Origin of the sequence: Candidatus Scalindua japonica (assembly GCF_002443295.1) — a bacterium.
In the GTDB taxonomy this organism is placed as follows: domain Bacteria; phylum Planctomycetota; class Brocadiia; order Brocadiales; family Scalinduaceae; genus Scalindua; species Scalindua japonica.
The window spans coordinates 72,257-90,390 of the sequence record NZ_BAOS01000029.1; the positions used below are offsets into that span (position 1 = coordinate 72,257).

13 protein-coding genes are annotated in these 18,134 nt (G+C 38.4%); 11 read left to right on the forward strand and 2 right to left on the reverse strand.

Translation table 11 applies throughout. The features are described 5' to 3' along the window. Positions 1 to 3 precede the first annotated feature (3 nt). The 3 genes from SCALIN_RS17150 to SCALIN_RS17160 all read left to right on the forward strand — a co-directional run bounded on the left by SCALIN_RS17150 (position 4) and on the right by SCALIN_RS17160 (position 3,159). A complete protein-coding gene (locus SCALIN_RS17150; RefSeq protein ID WP_096895680.1) occupies positions 4 to 885 on the forward strand; it encodes an amidohydrolase family protein in 882 nt (293 codons plus the stop codon). Positions 886 to 995: 110 nt separating this feature from the next. Continuing rightward, the gene (locus SCALIN_RS17155) at positions 996 to 1,820 is read left to right on the forward strand and encodes a ThiF family adenylyltransferase (protein ID WP_096895681.1); all 825 of its coding nucleotides are present in this window, start codon (positions 996 to 998) and stop codon (positions 1,818 to 1,820) included. After that, entirely contained in the window at positions 1,813 to 3,159 is a 1,347-nt protein-coding gene (locus tag SCALIN_RS17160; protein ID WP_096895682.1) for a tryptophanase, read from the forward strand. Before SCALIN_RS17155 ends, SCALIN_RS17160 begins: the two co-directional genes overlap by 8 nt. Before the next feature lie 930 nt (positions 3,160 to 4,089). Here the strand turns inward: SCALIN_RS17160 and SCALIN_RS17170 are convergent. Together SCALIN_RS17170 and SCALIN_RS17175 are read right to left on the reverse strand one after the other, a co-directional pair. After that, on the reverse strand, positions 4,090 to 4,749 hold the full coding sequence (locus SCALIN_RS17170; RefSeq protein WP_096895684.1) for a hypothetical protein: 660 nt from the start codon (positions 4,747 to 4,749) through the stop codon (positions 4,090 to 4,092). A gap of 394 nt (positions 4,750 to 5,143) precedes the next feature. Continuing rightward, positions 5,144 to 7,126, reverse strand: coding sequence for a PHP domain-containing protein (locus SCALIN_RS17175; RefSeq protein ID WP_096895685.1), 1,983 nt, complete (start codon positions 7,124 to 7,126; stop codon positions 5,144 to 5,146). 751 nt (positions 7,127 to 7,877) lie between these two features. On the opposite strand from SCALIN_RS17175, the gene SCALIN_RS17180 reads away from it, so the two are divergent. The 8 genes from SCALIN_RS17180 to metG all read left to right on the forward strand — a co-directional run bounded on the left by SCALIN_RS17180 (position 7,878) and on the right by metG (position 18,081). Next, positions 7,878 to 10,343, forward strand: coding sequence for a DUF6599 family protein (locus SCALIN_RS17180; protein WP_096895686.1), 2,466 nt, complete (start codon positions 7,878 to 7,880; stop codon positions 10,341 to 10,343). Positions 10,344 to 10,412: 69 nt separating this feature from the next. Beyond that, positions 10,413 to 10,682: a 30S ribosomal protein S15 gene (gene rpsO / locus SCALIN_RS17185; RefSeq protein ID WP_096895687.1), complete on the forward strand. Its 270-nt coding sequence runs from the start codon at positions 10,413 to 10,415 to the stop codon at positions 10,680 to 10,682. Positions 10,683 to 10,706: 24 nt separating this feature from the next. Beyond that, the gene (pnp, locus tag SCALIN_RS17190; protein WP_230406647.1) at positions 10,707 to 12,809 is read left to right on the forward strand and encodes a polyribonucleotide nucleotidyltransferase; all 2,103 of its coding nucleotides are present in this window, start codon (positions 10,707 to 10,709) and stop codon (positions 12,807 to 12,809) included. 150 nt (positions 12,810 to 12,959) lie between these two features. After that, positions 12,960 to 13,178, forward strand: a complete 219-nt coding sequence (locus SCALIN_RS17195) for a cold shock domain-containing protein (protein WP_096895688.1) — start codon at positions 12,960 to 12,962, stop codon at positions 13,176 to 13,178. Between the two features lie 191 nt (positions 13,179 to 13,369). Beyond that, positions 13,370 to 14,083, forward strand: coding sequence for a sensor histidine kinase (locus SCALIN_RS17200; RefSeq protein WP_162532385.1), 714 nt, complete (start codon positions 13,370 to 13,372; stop codon positions 14,081 to 14,083). A gap of 1 nt (position 14,084) precedes the next feature. After that, positions 14,085 to 15,437, forward strand: a complete 1,353-nt coding sequence (locus tag SCALIN_RS17205; protein ID WP_096895690.1) for a sigma-54-dependent transcriptional regulator — start codon at positions 14,085 to 14,087, stop codon at positions 15,435 to 15,437. A 234-nt stretch (positions 15,438 to 15,671) separates the two neighbouring features. Beyond that, entirely contained in the window at positions 15,672 to 16,547 is an 876-nt protein-coding gene (locus SCALIN_RS17210) for a PSP1 domain-containing protein (RefSeq protein ID WP_162532386.1), read from the forward strand. Then, positions 16,540 to 18,081, forward strand: a complete 1,542-nt coding sequence (gene metG, locus SCALIN_RS17215) for a methionine--tRNA ligase (RefSeq protein ID WP_096895692.1) — start codon at positions 16,540 to 16,542, stop codon at positions 18,079 to 18,081. Before SCALIN_RS17210 ends, metG begins: the two co-directional genes overlap by 8 nt. Positions 18,082 to 18,134 lie beyond the last annotated feature (53 nt).

Consider the following 18,134-nt stretch of genomic DNA (forward strand, 5'->3'; position numbering starts at 1 on the left):
ATAATGAAAATTGTGAATGCCCATGTTCATATGATTGAACTGGAAAAAATGGTAAAAAAAAATGCAGGTCATAAAGTTCCTGGTGGTATATCAGTTTTACAGGACATAGAAGCCACGATGCCTCTCCTGTCTCCCGAAGTCTTAATTGGTCAAATGGAAGATGCAGGGGTTTCTCAGTCAGTTCTTTATGCCGTAGATGCCCCTATAGTTTATTCCTCTAATGAGTATGTACAAACCCTCTGTGCGCAGTTCCCCGATCGTCTTATGGGTTTTGCCTCAGTGAATCCCAATGATAAGGATGCTGTTGAGAGGCTTGATAAAGCGGTTAATGAACAGGGGCTGCGCGGACTTAAACTGCACCCCCCTCTACAAAATTTCTTCCCTAATAATGAGTCTGTTTTTCCGATTTACGAAAAGGCAGTTGAATTAAAAATCCCGGTTGTTTTTCACGTTGGGACGACTCCATTTGGAAGCCTGGCACGCCTATCACAAGCAAACCCTATTCTTATAGATGATGTCGCAGTGGAATTTCCGGATTTAAGGATTATGTTAACTCATCTTGGCACACTTTCCCACTTAGAGGCGTTCATGGTAGTTGAAAAGAACCCAAATGTTTATATTGATACTTCCGCCTATCTATATGAAATTAAGGAGCTCCTTACCATGAACCTTATTACGCGATTGGGACCTCATAAAATTATTTTTGGAACAGATTATCCCATGCCTTATGCCGGCTTGATCCATCAAATGAAAGATTTTGTAGAGTGTTTGAAAGGTTTAAACCTTACTGAAGATATTTTAGAAGGTATCTTTTATAAAAATTTTGAAACTTTTATGAATTATGAATCTTCGAATGAAGACATAGATTTTCAACAATTCATATGAATTTGAATAAGATAAATTATTTGTTATAGCTCGCGAAAATTTTTATTCACGTGTAAATTTTATGTTGGATCAACTAAAACTCACAAACTACAGAAAAAAGGAGAAATTTTATGTGGTCTGAGTACTACAAAAACATTGCAAACAGAAATATTGGACTTTTAAATAAAGAGCAACAAGAAGAATTAAAAGGATCATGTGTTGCGGTATGTGGAGTTGGAGGATTAGGTGGTGTGATTTCAGAAATATTAGCTCGGACTGGAATAGAGTCTTTTAAATTGCTTGACAATGGAAAATTTGAGCCAACGAATTTAAATCGTCAGATATATTCTTTTAATGATACAAATGACTGTTACAAAATTGATGTGACTGAAGAATATCTCAAAAAAATTAATCCTGATATTAAGATAGTGAAAGAACTGGAAATAACAGAAGAAAATGTTGACAATTTCCTTGAAGGTGTAGATGTCATAGCCTTATCGATTGACTCAGTCTTACCTGTTCTTATATTGAGCAGGGCAGCAAGAAGATTAAATATTCCACTTGTTGAGGGTTGGGCAGTTGTTTTTGGTAATGTCAGAGTTTTTAATGATCAAACCCCATCTGTTGAGGAGATGTATAAATTCCCAACTATTGGAAGAGAGATATCTAGCATTACAGAAGAAGAAGCCCGGAAATTGATGTATCAATCTGTTTTAAGCTTGGAAACAATTGATGGTCTGCTAGAGCATTATCCCGAATCAGCATTTAAACGTCTACAAGAAAAAGGTGAAGGGACAACCTTAGCGCCTATGGTCTGGATGACATGTGTGATGATGGCCTTAGAAGTTTTCAAGATTATTTTGAATTGGGGCAAAATTGCCTTAGCACCTAACTATGCAGTCTATGATGGTATTAATCATCAAATAAGAAACCAACAGAACAATATCGATGAGTGAGCAAACCAACACCGAGAATTTTTTTTTACGCCTACATCGCCTTGGATTAATTCGTCCCTTTATTCGTTTCTCTCTTCGCCTGCGTAAAGTAATTCTTCAAGGGGTTCATTACAATACTGATATGGTGACAAATCAGCTTACGTATGTTGACTTTGTCACCGATTCGTTCAAAGAGCGTACTCTTCCCCAACACGACTTTCAATCCAAAAGCGCCTTTGAGGCTTCGTTTATTTCCTTAGCCGATACCTTTCATCAATTGTTTGGATATCGATACTCCCTTCCTGTTTCCCAGGGAAGAAGCGCTGAGTTGATTCTGGCCAAGGTGCTTGTAAAACCTGGAATGGTTATTCCAAATAACCTTCTTTTTATATCAACAAGCTATCATCAGACATTGGCCGGAGCTGAACTCATAGAAATACCTGTAGTTGAGGCCTACGATCTTATTAGCGACTCACCTTTCAAAGGAAACATTGATACTAAGCAATTAGAGGTGGTGATTCGTAAGTATGGGAAAGAAAAGATCCCTTATGTACTGATAGAGACCGCGGTGAATGCCTCCGGAGGTCACCCTGTCTCAATGGAAAACATTAAAAATGCCTATAATATTACCAAAGAGCATAATATCCCTTTAATATTAGACGCATGTAGATTGCTTGATAACGCCTGTTTGATACGGCAAAGAGAGCAAGGTTATTCTCACAAATCACTTAAAGAGATAGTCATGGAGTTCTGCTCATACACGGATGGCTGTGTGATGAGTGCGTCAAAAAACTACTATATTGATACCGGAGGGTTTATTGCAACTAATATCGAACAGCTATTTAATCAGTTTATGGATGTCGTTATGGTGTATGGAGACGGTCTTTCAGTCAGGGCCAAGGGAAAACTAAATACAGCGATCAAATACCCTTTTAAAAACGAACGAATTATTAATGACCGGGTAAATATAACTTCTTATCTGTGGAAAAAACTTGAAGAAGCAGGAGTTCCTGTCGTTAGACCTGCTGCAGCATGTGCGGTTTTTATAGACACATATCAACTTTCTGAATACATCGCCCCTGATCAATTTCCAGAGAAATCTTTTCTTGTCCACCTTTATCTGAAATCAGGTATTCTCGGAAGTGAGAATTTGATAACAACGGGACAAGGCAGGAAAGGAATCAGAATGGTACGGTTTGCATTACCATTAAGAAGCTATAAAATTCGTCATATGAACTATGTAGCCAAACATATTATCCAGGCATGGAAAGAGAGAAAACAGATAAAAGGGTTGAAAAAGACTTACGCGGCTCCATGTCAAAGCGGACAATTCATGGCACAATACCAGATTATTGAATAATGGATATACAATTGAAACTTAAAGAAAAACACGCTATTGAGTTTTTAGGCATCTCTGGTATTACATTTGACTCATGGTATGCCTCAACAAAAACACCTGGAATACATCGACTATAAAGAAAAAATCTTTTTCTCTGAAATAAAATCTAATAGAAATATCTTCATGTGCCATCCTGCAAAGAAGATCCATTGTGTGGTCAAACCAGATGAGCTTGTCACCCTTATCAAAAAGTATTATTGAGGCACAAGGTACAATACGTTAAACGTATAAATCAGGGTGGTAGTGGATTTTCATATTAAACGTACTCGTTCGAAGCTAAAACTAAAGATTGTAAGATCCCCCATTAAATTCGTAGTAGTCTTTGGCCAACGGAATAAGGATCACGACAAAAAATATTATATCCTCATTACGGATCAACTGTAAGCATATACCGGAACTATTATAAAAAACTACTTACTCAGATGTGGTATTGAGTATTGTTTCAAGGAACTAAAAGATATATTCTGCCTTGACCACTATCAAGTCAGAAATATTGACAAAATTGAAAGATACTGGAAACTATATCTCTGATTGCATGGGCTCTCACTTACTGGACAAAACAAAACGTGTATCTTGATAAAATCTTCGCAACTAAGCCTGTTGGCTTTAACGAATTTAAGCAAGCTATCAACTCCTTGCTTGAATTTTCTGCGGCCAGTGAACTTTCAAAGAATGCAACACTTGCCAACGGGTATTTCGGAATAAAATCGGCCAGGGGTGGAAAAAAATTGCCACCTGACATTTTTTTAACAAAGTAATGTTAAAAACAAAAAATCTAAGCAAAATCTTCCAATTGTAAAATAAATTTAAAAAAAATTGGAATACTCCCCTTGTCACCGGTGTGATAAGCTTTAACAATTCTCTGGTTTTTGTGTATTTACCAAAAGGGTGTTAAGCAGCTATTCTTGCTCGGTTCCACATATCCACTGTCCTTCTATAATGTTTTAGATATAGGGAATTTTGTTTTTCCAGTTCTTCAATATTTTGTAATTCAATCACTAATGCCACTCCATGCCCAAACTCAGGATGAGACATATTTTTTTGACTCACTTTAAAACCTAGACGAACAAAAAATGGTACATTTTCAGGTATACAATCAATAAAAGAATACATAATATTGTCTTCTGATTGTTGGGTTAATGTCGCACACGCAAGCTTAAACGCGATATTTGAAGACCTAAAGTCCTTTCTGACAATAAACTTTGTAGAAATAGAAGAATCAAAATATGAGCTATTAGCGAATTCATGCATTTTGTATAGCTCAGGATAGTATCCTAAATCAGAGTGCTTAGTATAATTGGTTAAAAGCGTGCCAATAGCTTCGTTATTTTTAAATACTCCATATAAATGTCCAGTGTTGTCTAAAGGGTCTTTGAGTATTTTTAATTTATGGTCAGCATGCGGTTGTTCATATTTAAGATCCTTTATATATACAGAATATCTTAGTTTATAAAGTTGGTAAACTTCATCTTGTTGCTGCTCTGTAAGAGGTTTAGAGATATCGTATTTTTTAATCTCTAACTTGCTTTTGTGTCCATTATTGTTGAGCATAACATTCTCCTTCCCTTTAAACTTAAATAGATACATTAAAACAAAAATTACTAATTAATAAATGGATTTTATGCTTTTTCGCTTTTTAATAAAAACTGCTTAACGTTAGTTGGTTAAAGCAATTGTAATGCCATTGTGTGTTAATTAACCATAAGGCACATGCCAGGCAGAGCTTAGTACAATTTGACAGCTTTGTTTTCTACCGGAATTATATATCAGTATGGGGCATATTTAGTTGTTATAAACCAAAAATTGACCCATTCTGGGGAACTTCGGTTTTAGAAAGAGATGGATAGGCATCTCAATTTAATATTGAGATAATACTTATCAAGTTGCTTTCCATCCGTTGTCAGAAGATGCACATCAAACATCTGTATCTTCTTGAACTTTTCTATTAACGCCCTTGGTGTAAACCCAGGTGATAGTGGCCTGATCTTTTGTCATAAGAGGAGACTCCTCCTTCCAGGATATTTATCACTTCATCTTTTTTATCACTTTTTTCGATCGAAAATCCTGAAGTAATTTTGGTCTTAGTAATAGACTTTGGTTCGAGTAAAATAAAGTTTTCTGGATCGGAATTCACCGCAATCGTAGGGTTCGAAGTGAACAGGATGATCTGCCTGAAGTCCTTATGTTTTATAATTATGGGGACTAAGAAATCCGATATATCTATGTTGTCTATACTCTCTTCAGGGGAGTCGATTATGACTGGGCCGAATCGGTCATTCATGATAATCATCATAATCATAACCGTTCTTTTCAGACTTCTTCTCAGTTTTTGAAATTCCATTCGTCTGGTTTCCCCTTTTTTCCAGTTTATATTCAGGAATAGCTTTAAGTGGCCATTTTTCTCTAGAAACAGAAGTTCCTCTTTTTTTGGATCGAGGAAACCAGAAGTTGTATATTTTTCATTGAATTTTTTAATACCCTCTTTTTTATCAACACCAAAGTTATTTACTAAAAATTCTTCCAGCTTTTTTCTCGATGCAATAATCTCGTTTATTCTATCAGGGTTATAAAAATTTACTTTAACAGGTGATTTTTGCCAATTGTCAATATTATCTTTTCTTAAAATTTTGCCGTCATCTGTACTCGTGAAGAGGAACGGATCATCACCGTTATTGTTTCTGGTAAAACATTTATAAGAGGATTTTGCATCTTTCATTATCTCTACAAATAGTTTAACCTTGCTGCCTGGTTTGATAAAATCTTTATTTACCGCACTTTTCATGGCTTGACATATATTGCTTTTGCCAGTCTCCTTTTTGCCGGTTATACAGTTTAAATGCCTGTTAAAGCGGACAAGTTGTTTACCAAACTGTTTGCTGTCAATTTCAACTCCATAAACAAACAGGCCGGATTGGACAGGGCTAAAGGTAGTTGAAATTCTCACCCTTGTGGAAGGATTGTGAATACAATTTTCCAGTCCTTCAAAAGAGGGTTCCGTCATTTTTACATAGGCATACCTTTTTCCAATGGTTTTGTAGTCATGTGCGTCTGATCCCTGAAAATAAGCGAGCGGCGTAAGATTTTTTTTTCTTCTTAATGAGTCAATCAAATTTTTTACACTTACTTTAAGTGTCTTGTCTAATTTAGAAAATTTTCCAGGGTTAACGATTTCTACTGCGGACAGGTTTTTATTGTAAAACACGTTTTTCATAGCACCACTTTTTAGTTTATATAATTGCAGTGTGGCCTGGTCACTACCATCTATATGGGCGAGGCATGGTATTCCTCCTTTCCTTTTGATCAAATTAACCGCATCAATTAGGCTCCGTTTTCCTACCTTGGGATTCTTCCCCCATTCTTCGATTTTAAATCCGATTTCATTGAGTAGTTGGCAGATAATAAAGTGGTTAGAACGGCGTGGTGTCGTGGGTGGAAAAACTGCAAGGATGTGTACACCCGTACAGCTTATTTCCACACTCGGTAAAATGGTTAATACTATTTTACCGGCCTTTTCATTTGCTTTTTGTGCAGCGTCGTCGATAATTTCGTACCATGTTGGCGCTGTTAAATCCATTGTCTTTTTTGTGGACTCAGGGTATGCCCATATCGTCCCAATGCTATTATGGTCGCTTATTGCTACGAGAGAAAGGTTTTCTTCAAGGAATCTTTGAATAATTTTTTCAGCAACTTCTCGTGAATTGAACAAAATATCATTCTGCTTCTGTTTTATATTCTTATAATACGTCTGTTCGTTGCCTTTTTTAGGAGGGTATTTAATATTGTAAGGATTAAAGTTGTACTTATTTCTCCCTCGGGCATCTTCTGATGCAGGGGTATGAAAATGAAGATCTGCTTTGAAAAACCTTGCTCCTATTGGGCGCTTACTCATTTCGAGAAAGCTTTTATTTATTTCATTTTCCAGTTTCATTGTGAAGTTTTTGGCAAAACAAAATTTATTATAATACGACGCCAGGGTCACAGAAAAACCAGGACGCGGATCTGTATATAAGGTAAAGACTGACTAAAAAAACCTTATTCTAATAATATAATAATGCCTCAATACTGTCTCCTTTAATAAACTAAGCAACTAAATATATTTATACTTTCCAAAGATGATTACAACTTAATAAAAATCAGAATGAAAATCAAAGAAAATAATACATATTTAGGAAAGCAGGAATTACGGAAGTGGGCCAATTGCAACTATCAGCAATATGTAGAAATGGCTAAATGTTTTTGCCAAATCCAATAAAATTGGACCAGCAATAGTTAGTTGTTTTGCCGGAATATACAAATGCGCTGAGAAATATGCTTGTGCTGATAATCAGGATGTTTTCATTATATCAGGATAAATATTCTCGTCTTTAACTACTTCATAAATAAATGGAATGCTGATTTTTAATGACATTATTGATGAGAAAATATAAGATATTGACTTATGGGAAATTTAAAAAAGCGCACGGCACACCCGCTCCCCGCCAGAATGCGGCGGGCTGATGCACGACTTTGGCCGAACGAGTAGCCTGATTGTGCATGGGTAGAGGTGCTTGTTTGCGATAGGAAGCGCCATCATGTGGGTCGGGGAGGTTTGTTCGCTGTCAGGGCGCTAATCAAAACAGGCCATGCGATAACTATTCCTTCGCAGATGATACTACAAGATCAGAAGAGAATGTTTATAGATGAGTAAGGTAAAAGCAAAACAAGGTTTTACAAATTATAAGATCAGGTTGGTGGTCCAGGCACTAATATTTGCAGCATTTATCTGTCTGTTGATATTTGCTGATCCTGTTGCTGAAAAGGATGGGATGGTAGATGTTTTTCTTCGCATGAGTCCGCTCTCTGCAATCGGTGCAATGGTGGCGGCAAAGGAGTTTATTTTAAGGTATTGGCCGGCTTTTATCATCTTGGCGGCTTCTCTGTTTCTCGGTCGTTTCTTCTGCGGCTGGGTATGTCCTCTCGGAACTACTCTTGATGTTACCGATGGTTTACTTAAAAAACAGAGAAAGAGAGTATCGCATAAGATTTATGATGGCAAAAGGCTGAAGTATTATATATTGGCCTTTCTCCTATTAAGCCTGTTTATAGGCCATCAGATGGTTGGCTGGTTTGATCCGATTAGTATTGCGACAAACGCGTACACTGTTGTTATCCATCCTTACTTCGTTTCGCTCATCAATTCACTTTTTAATTTTCTCCATAAAATTTATTTTATCAGTTTTGTAAGTGACCCTGTCCATGCTTTGTTAAAGGAGGCGTTATTCGCGTTGCACGCGCCGTTTTTCAGAGGTCATCTTGTTTTTCTCATAGTTTTATCTGTAATAATACTGTTGGGGCTGTTTTACAAGAGGTATTGGTGCAGGAACCTGTGTCCATTAGGGGCGCTGTTTGCTCTCTTGTCAGGTTGGTCGATCTTTAATCGTGTGGTGGGAGAAAGTGTTTGCGATAGTTGTGACAGGTGTAATGTTGATTGCAAGATGGGGGCTATAGATGAGACAGGAATGAAAACCCAGGCGGGCGAGTGTGTTCTATGCATGAAATGTCAGGAAATATGTCATACCAGTGCTGTCAGGTTTACGGGAAAACAACCGCCGGCGCAGGACATTCCGGTTAATTTGACAAAGAGGGGCTTTGTGGCTGCATGTGTTTCAAGTGCAGTTATTACACCTCTATTATCAATGAACTTTAGAAAGAAGAAGAACCAGGGTAATCTTGGGATTATACGCCCTCCAGGATCGGTTCCTGAAGATGAATTTCAGGCCAAGTGTGTAAGGTGTGGCGAGTGTATGAGGGTATGCAAGACAAATGGTCTGCACCCGACAATTTTGGAGGCAGGATTGAGTGGAGTGTGGACCCCGCAGCTGATGCCTCGGATCGGATATTGCGCGCATGATTGTGTGCTTTGTACAAAGGTGTGTCCTTCGGGGGCAATTACCAGGCTTTCTAAAGAGAAGAAGCAGCGTCTGGCAATAGGAAAAGCGAGAATAGACAGGAACAGGTGTATTCCGTGGGTAGGTTATGCGCGATTGCCGGATTTAGATAAGAGTTGGGAGGATGTCAGTTGCGGCGTGTGTGAAGAGGTCTGTCCTGTCCCAACAAAGGCGATCCATTTTAATACATATGTCCATGGTAATGGCAAAGAGATAAGAAGAGTGTATGTGAGAGAAGAATCCTGTATCGGATGCGGTTTTTGTGAGAAAGTCTGTCCTGTAAATGGACGTTCCGCAATAGTCGTTGAAGGGATACAGCCCCAGGTAATGACAAGGGAGATTGAAATAATTGAGAAGGAGATCTTTCCTGCTACTATTGACCAATGGAAAATGGAAGAGAGGTCAAAAGTATATGCCGGTAAAGACAAACTTTTTGAATACATTAATGGCGGTGCCGAAGTTTATTTGTCTTACTCATTTATTCAAGTATCAACAGCCATATATGTAAATAAGGATAGTGGCAGTTCTGTAAAAATTGATATCTGGGAGTTTGGTAGTTCCGATGATGCCTATGGTGTATTTGCAAAAGACAGAGCGGGGAAAGGCGTAAACATTGGTAACGAAGCCTCGTTATACGATAATTACCTGTGGGTCTGGAAAGAGAGATATTTCATAACTGTTGAGCCTTATAACGGTAGTGTCAGCCCTGATGATGTCACCTTTGTCGGGACTTCCGTTGCAGGTAATTTCCCTGCCGGTAAAGTTAGTTTGCCGTATATATTCAGGTATCTGCCTGAGTATGGATATGTCCAGGGGAGTTCAAGGTACTTTCATAAAAAGATAATCCTTGATAATTTATATATTTTTGGCCGGTTTATTGAAAAAAATGTATTTAACCTGAGCGTGCAGACAGATGCAGTAGTTGCAGGCTTTAAGCCTGACAAAGATCGTTCACCTTTCAAAATGTTGTTCGTTAAGTATTCCGATAATCAAGTTGCGATTGAATCATTAAATAATTTCGTTGCATTGAGAGAATCATGGGGAGAACAATATCTGAAAACAGGACAGGTACATACATTTGAGGATTTGAAAGGTAAATTCAGCAGTGTGACATGTGTCAATAGTCTTGTCATTGCCACGTTCTTTGTAGAAACAAGAGAGGAATCGGAATTATATATTGATAAGGTTGTATCGAAGGTTAAAGGCCCTCAGTACTAAAATTTTTGTTGGAAATCTAAGTACTGTTGTGATATATTATGCGATACTATATATTTAAAGGAGATTAATATGGGCATAGCAAAAGAGTTGAAGACAGAATTAATTGAGGGTAATAAAGTTCACGATACCGACACGGGTTCTCCGGAAGTACAGGTTGCTTTATTGACGGAACGGATAAAACATCTGAGTGATCATCTGAAAGAGCACAAAAAGGACCATACGTCCAGGCGTGGGTTACTTATGATGGTTGGTAAAAGAGCAAGGTTGTTGAAATATCTTAATAGAAAAAATGAAGAAGGTTATAAGAGCCTGATAAAGAAGTTGGGCATACGTCGTTAAATAGGTTGGTGAAAGGATTTTATAGTGAAAAATATAGTTGAAGAGACGATTGGCGGAGAGATTATGAGCATCGAGTCCGGCGAAGTTGCAACGCAGGCGGATGGCTCTGTTATCGTTCGTTATGGAGATACGGTCGTTCTGACTACGGCGGTATGTGGTGATCAGAAGGGAGGTGATTTCCTCCCTATGACAGTTGATTATAGAGAGAAAACTTACTCCGTAGGAAAATTTCCAGGTGGTTTTTTTAAGCGTGAAAGTAGACCTTCAAACAAGGAAATTTTAACAATGAGGATGACAGACAGGCCAATGCGTCCCCTTTTTCCAAAAGGTTATACAAATGAGGTACAAGTAATGTCTGCAGTCTTATCTGCTGATAAAGAGACCGATCCTGATGTTATTTCTATGGTTGGGGCATCTGCTGCGGTATCTATATCAGGTATGCCATTTAACGGCCCTACCGGTTCAGTGAGGGTTGGTTTAATAAATGATGAATTTGTAATTAATCCTAAAAACTCGGAACTTGAATCCAGTAGTATCAACCTGGTTGTATCCGGAACGGAAGACGCGGTAATGATGGTGGAATCTTCCGGGAAGGAGGTTTCTGAGGATAAGTTTGTTGATGCGATAATGTTTGGTTTTGAAGAGATAAAAAAGATTGTGCGTATGCAGAAAGAGTTGGTTGCAAAATGCGGGAAGGAGAGACAGGAACATGAGGAGCCAACGCTGGATACCGCGCTTTATGATGACATAAAGGCAAAGGCGTATGAAGAGATCAAGGTGAAATCTTTAGTCAAAGGTAAGCATGCCCGTAAAAAAGCTATAAAAGAAGCGCGTACCAAATTTATTGAAGAGTATTGCACCGAAGAAGACGAAGAAGGTAAAGAGGATAGGGTAAAGGAAGTTTATGGAGCTCTTGTAGAAGCGGCAGTGCAGGAACAAATTATTAATGAGAAGACAAGAATTGACGGTAGAGGTCTCACTGATATAAGGCCCATTACAAGTAAGGTTAGTTTTCTGCCGAGGACCCATGGCTCTGCCCTGTTTACCAGGGGAGAAACTCAGGCGCTTGTTGTGGCAACGCTGGGAACATCAATGGATGAACAGCGTGTAGATGGTCTGGTAGATGGTTATACGAAAAAGTTTATGTTGGATTATAATTTCCCACCATTTTGTGTCGGTGAAGCGAAACCGATCCGTGGACCGGGTAGACGCGAAATTGGGCATGGTACTTTGGCTGAAAAGGCCCTTGAGCCAATGGTGCCAGCTTTCGAAGATTTCCCTTACACAATACGGATAGTATCTGATATTCTCGAATCAAATGGGTCTTCTTCAATGGCGAGTATTTGTGGTGGTACACTTTGCATGATGGATGCGGGGATTCCGATGAAACGACCGGTTGCGGGTATAGCAATGGGGTTGATAAAAGAGGGTGATGAGATCCGAATACTATCTGACATTTTAGGTGATGAGGACCATTTGGGGGCTATGGACTTTAAAGTTGCCGGAACAGAGGTTGGTATTACTGCCCTTCAGATGGACTTAAAGATAAAAGGTATAAGTGAGCAAATTATGAGAGATGCGCTTGCTCAGGCGAAAGAGGGCAGGATGCATATCTTAAAGGAGATGCAAACTGCTATCGAGGGGCCTCGCAGCGAGATTTCAGTTCATGCTCCAAAGCTGGTTAAAATTAACATAAATCCGGACAAGATAGGATTGGTTATCGGCCCTGGCGGAAAAAATATTAAGAAGATTCAGGAGGAATCATCGTCACGAGTGGAAATAGAAGATGATGGTACTATCGTAATTTCTGCGGCGACTCTTGAATCAGTAGAGCTTGCCAAGACATATATTAAGGGACTTACTGATGATGCTGAGGTAGGGAAGATATACAATGGAAAGATTGTTTCCGTTAAAGAGTATGGTGTCTTTGTTGAAATAATGCCGGGAAAAGAAGGCCTGGTGCACATTTCCGAACTTTCTAATGATTATATTGAGAAAGTGGAAGATGTGGTAAAAATGGGTGATGAAGTTAAAGTAAAGCTGATAGGTATAGATGATCAAAAAAGGCTGAAGTTAAGTAGAAAAGCCGCTCTTAAGGACGAAGGTACTGTTCCGACTAGTACATAAATAGTTGAATAATATTACGACTTTTTTTCTATATTAAATCATTGAATCTTGTAATAGGAAGAAACGTGAGTAAGAATATAAAATAGGTTTTTCTTAGTAAGTCATTATTTTATATTTTTGTAAGTGTACTATGTAAAATAAGGAGTTGAAATGATTAAGAAGGGTACTGTAAAGTGGTTTGATGTGAAAAAAGGCTTTGGCTTTATTCAACAGGAAGATGGAAGCGACATATTTGTTCACTACTCGAATATCTCTGGGAATGACTTCAAAGTATTAGAAGATGGAGAAAGTGTAGAATTTGAAGTTATAGACGGCCATAAAGGGTTACAAGCTCAAAATGTAACAAAAGCGGAAGAAGCAAAGACATAAATCTCTGTTTTTTATTAATATAAGCCAGGAAAGTAAATAAATATATATTCTTTCCTGGCTTATTTTTTTGGGTCTTCCTTTTTTTTACAAATTTTTAAGGCAAGCCTCTCTTCCCCGGACAAAATACGCGGGGAACTTGTGTCCGGGGAAGAGAGGTGGGTCATGTTTATGTAATGAGAGGCTTGGAAAGTATGTCAGAGAATAATTTCAATTCAGGTGAATTAAATTATCTTAATACGTTAGCTGCCGGTTTAGTTCATGAAATCAAGAATCCATTGAATGCGATAAGCATAAATTTACAATTGTTGAATGAAGATTTACAAGATCAAGACTCGGAGAGAGACAGAAAAATGTCAAACAGGGTTCAATTGTTACAGAAGGAAGTTGGCAGGTTGGATCATATTCTCAGTGATTTCCTGAGATTTGCCAAGACACCGGTACTTCATTTCGAGAAATGTGATATTAATGGCGTTATAGAAAGTGTGCTGGACTTTATTGGTCCTGAAGCCATGCAGAATTCCATCAGGATCCTTAAAAGCTTTGATACAACGCTACCTAAATGTAACCTGGATAGTAGCGTAATAAAGCAAGCCTTGCTAAATGTAATACTTAATGCGCAACAAGCGATGCCGAACGGGGGAGAGCTGATGGTAAGGACTTATCAAAACGGTGAGAATGTTTTTATAGATATTACAGATACTGGTGTTGGGGTTCAAGAAAACAAGATTGATAAAATATTTCAAGTATACTATTCAACAAAAAAAAATGGGACAGGTCTTGGGTTGCCGACTGCCAGGAGAATTATTGAAGAAAACAGAGGTACGATAAACATACGCAGTGAAGATGGTAAAGGGAGTAGTTTCTTAATAAAATTACCTGTTAATTATAAACCGGAAGCAAAATAAAATGGACGCAAGTATTTTAATCATCGATGATCAAAAAGACCAGGCTGAAGCGATAGCAGAGAGTTTGGGAAATGCAGGCTATACATGTTCAACCACTACGAGTGGCAATAATGTCGTAGATATGATCAGAAGAGATGGGATAGACGTGGTGATTACGGATTTGGTTATGCATGAGTTTGATGGGATGAGGATTTTGAAGGAAACCAAAGAGAACTCACCTGAAACAGAAGTTATTATAATAACCGGCCATGGTAGTGTTGAGAATGCGGTTACTGCCATGCAGAAAGGGGCAGCTACATATCTGTTAAAACCTATAAATATAAACCATTTAAGGGCTGTTGTGGGCAAGGTTGTTGAGAAGCAGAATATAGTAAGAAGTAATATAGAATTGCATAAACAGCTTGAAGAAAAATTTGGCTTTGCCGGTATTATAGGTAATAGCCAGCAGATGCATAGGATCTTCAGTATATTGAAACAGATTGCATCTACTACTGCGACCGTTTTGGTTGTGGGTGAAAGTGGCACGGGTAAAGAGTTAATAGCCAGGGCAATCCACTATAATGGACCACGAAAAAACAATCCTTTTGTTGAACTGAATTCTGCCGCTATTTCAGAGTCACTTCTTGAAAGCGAGTTGTTTGGGCATGAAAAAGGAGCATTTACAGGGGCTTTGCAACTGAGGAAAGGGAAGTTTGAATATGCGAATAATGGTTCTCTTTTTCTGGATGAGGTTGGTGACATGCCCCTGACAACACAGGCAAAACTGTTAAGATTGATAGAAGACGGAAGGATTGTACGTATTGGCAGTAATGAATCAATAAAGATAGATGTAAGGATTATAGCGGCTACTAATAAGGATTTGGGAGAGTTGGTTAAAGAGGGTAAATTCAGAGAAGATTTATATTTCAGGTTTAATGTTATATGTCTCAGGCTACCACCATTAAGGGAGAGGCAGGAGGATATTTTCCTGTTGATGGATTCTTTTATTAAGGAGTTCTCTAAGAAAAATGGTAAGAACATTAAAGATATAAGTCCTGAAGCCAGGAAAATTTTATTTAGGTATGACTGGCCGGGAAATGTAAGGGAACTTCGAAATTGTATTGAGAGTATGATTGTCTTTAATCAAAACGGAGTACTTGATATTGATGATATACCCGAGCATATTTATAAGAGTAATAGGACGGCTTTAACAGGGCCAGTTTTTCCTGTTGGGGTGACTCTTGATGAAATGGAAAAAGAACTGATAAAAAACACGCTGGCATATGTGGGAGGAAACAGAGGAGAGACAGCAAAGATACTGGGTATTGGAGAGAGAACGCTCTATAGGAAGCTTGAGAAGTATGGTCTGAAGTAGGTGGCAGGAGAGAGATGGCCTGAATATTGTCAGGCGGGTGTTTGTATCGCCCTGATGACAAACCTCTTTTTCGAGAGGATCTCAGAGTTTGGAGTCCTCTCGAAAAAGAGGTTTGTAGTGATTGTTAAATGTCGGGCTTAATACATATGGATGAACTTGACATTCTAAAATCTTTATGTTAGTTTTGGCTGAAGTTTAACCATTCTATTTTGTGTAAAATACTGGTAAATGTCTATGAAATATCAAGTAACTGTGAGATATGGTATTTTAAGAAATGTAGAAAAAGCTTTAACTCAAGATGCCGATTTGAGAAAGGGTGATAAGATTGTTGTTCGGTCTACCCGTGGTGTAGAATTAGGTGTCGCAATTTCACGTCCGCTGGAGTTGAATGCCGAAAGTGACATTTCCGGAATGGGTGAGGTGTTGCACAAGGTAACTGAAGAGGAAGAGAAAAAACAGGAGGAAATTGAAAAAGAAACAATCCCTTCAGAATATAGCTTTTGCCAGGAGAAAATAAAAGAACATGAGTTGCCAATGAAACTTGCCAGTGTTGAGCATCTGTTTGGAAGCAAAAAAATAATTTTTTATTTTCTGGCTAAAGGAAGGGTTGATTTCAGAGAATTGGTTAAGGATTTGGCCAAAAAATATAAAGCGAGAATTGAGATGAAACAAATCGGTGTTCGAGATGAAGCTAAGTTATTAGCCGAATATGAACATTGTGGTAGAGAGCTTTGTTGCAGGACTTTTTTGAAGAACCTGGAACCGGTTACCATGAAGATGGCTAAGAATCAGAAAGCGACTCTTGATCCATCAAAAATTTCCGGTAGATGTGGCAGGTTAATGTGTTGCTTGAGATATGAGGATGCTGCATATGAAGAAATGAAACACAAACTTCCAAGAAAAGGGACGTTAATCGCTACTACCAAGGGTGTTGGAGAAGTTGTGGATTATGATATCCTGCAACAAAAAATAACCATGGAATCAAAAGATAAAAAGTTGATTGTTGTAAAGAAAAATGAAATTTTAGAGCAAGTAAGAGGGGCTAGATCCGGTACAAAAAAAGGGTGCGGATCTGAAACCGGCTCCGGTTGCGGGAACCACAGTGGATAAAGAGATATTTTATTTAACTACGCCGATTTATTATGTGAATGATATTCCTCATATAGGTCATTCATACACGACAATAGCTGCTGATACTTTAGCAAGATATAAAAGGATGCGAGGTTATGATGTCTTCTTTTTAACAGGAACGGATGAACACGGACAGAAGATAGAAAAGGCCGCCAAAGTGAATAATGAAGATCCTGTTGAGTTAGCGGATAGAGTGGTGGATAGGTACAAAAATTTATGGCAAACACTTGATATAACCAATGATGACTTTATCAGGACCACGGAAAACCGTCATGTAGAACAGGTACAAAATGCATTTAAGAAAATGTATGAAAATGGAGATATCTATCTAGGAGAGTATGAAGGGTGGTATTGTATCCCATGTGAGAGTTTCTGGACATCAGCACAGTTGTCCCTGAATAACTGCCCGGAGTGTGGACGCTCTGTTGAAAAAATAAGAGAAAAAAATTATTTCTTCAGATTATCAAAATACCAGAATTTACTTATAGAATATTTTGAAAAACACCCGGATTTTGTTAAACCGGAGTCGAGACGGAATGAATTATTCAGAAGATTAGAGGGTGGTATAGATGATATCAGTGTGAGCAGGGCCGCAGTTGAATGGGGAGTGAATGTTCCAATGGACAATACGCATACCATTTATGTGTGGGTTGATGCCCTTTTTAATTATATAACGGCTTTAGGATTTGATGTCTCTGGAACAAGAAAGAAATATTGGCCTGCCAGAGTGCACATAATCGGTAAAGAGATATTATGGTTTCATGGAGTTATATGGCCTGCAATGTTGATGTCGTTGGGTATAGAAGTACCTCACCAAGTTTTTGCTCATGGTTGGTGGACACTTGAAGGAAAAAAAATATCAAAATCATTAGGTAACGCGATTGACCCTGTTGAGATTACGAAAACATACGGTGTAGATCCATATAGATATTTCTTGCTGAGAGAAGTCCCATTTGGACTGGATGGTAATTTTTCGTACGAAGCTATGGTTAACAGGATAAATTGTGATTTGGGGAATGATCTCGGGAATCTTCTCCATAGAACATTGACGATGATTGAAAAGTATTGTGATGGTATTGTGCCGGAACATGAGGGCCCATTATCAACCGAAGGGAAAGGATTGGCCGAGAGGTCTAAGGTGCTATGTGATGAAGTTGATCATGCAATGAACAACTTACAATTTAGTAAGGCGTTAGAGTCAATATGGGAATACATCGGGCTGGTTAATAAATATGTGGAGATTTCAAAGCCATGGGTCTTGGCAAAAGAATTAAGCACGAAAAACAGGCTTAATGAAGTCCTATACAACCTTGCCGAATCGATAAGAGTAGTTTCGCTGTTTGTTTTGCCATTTATGCCAAACGTAGCTGCTGAGATGAGCAAGCAGTTGGGGTTGTCTTCAGATGACAAATCATCTGGGAATAATTTTACGTGGGGAGGGATGCGTCCCGGGACCAGAGTGTGTAAAGGCTCTCCGGTATTTCCCAGGTTTGAATATTCTGTAGAGAATTAGAGCTCGGCTAATGCCGTCCATCCGGTTAAGAATAAAAATTGTTTATCTTCGGA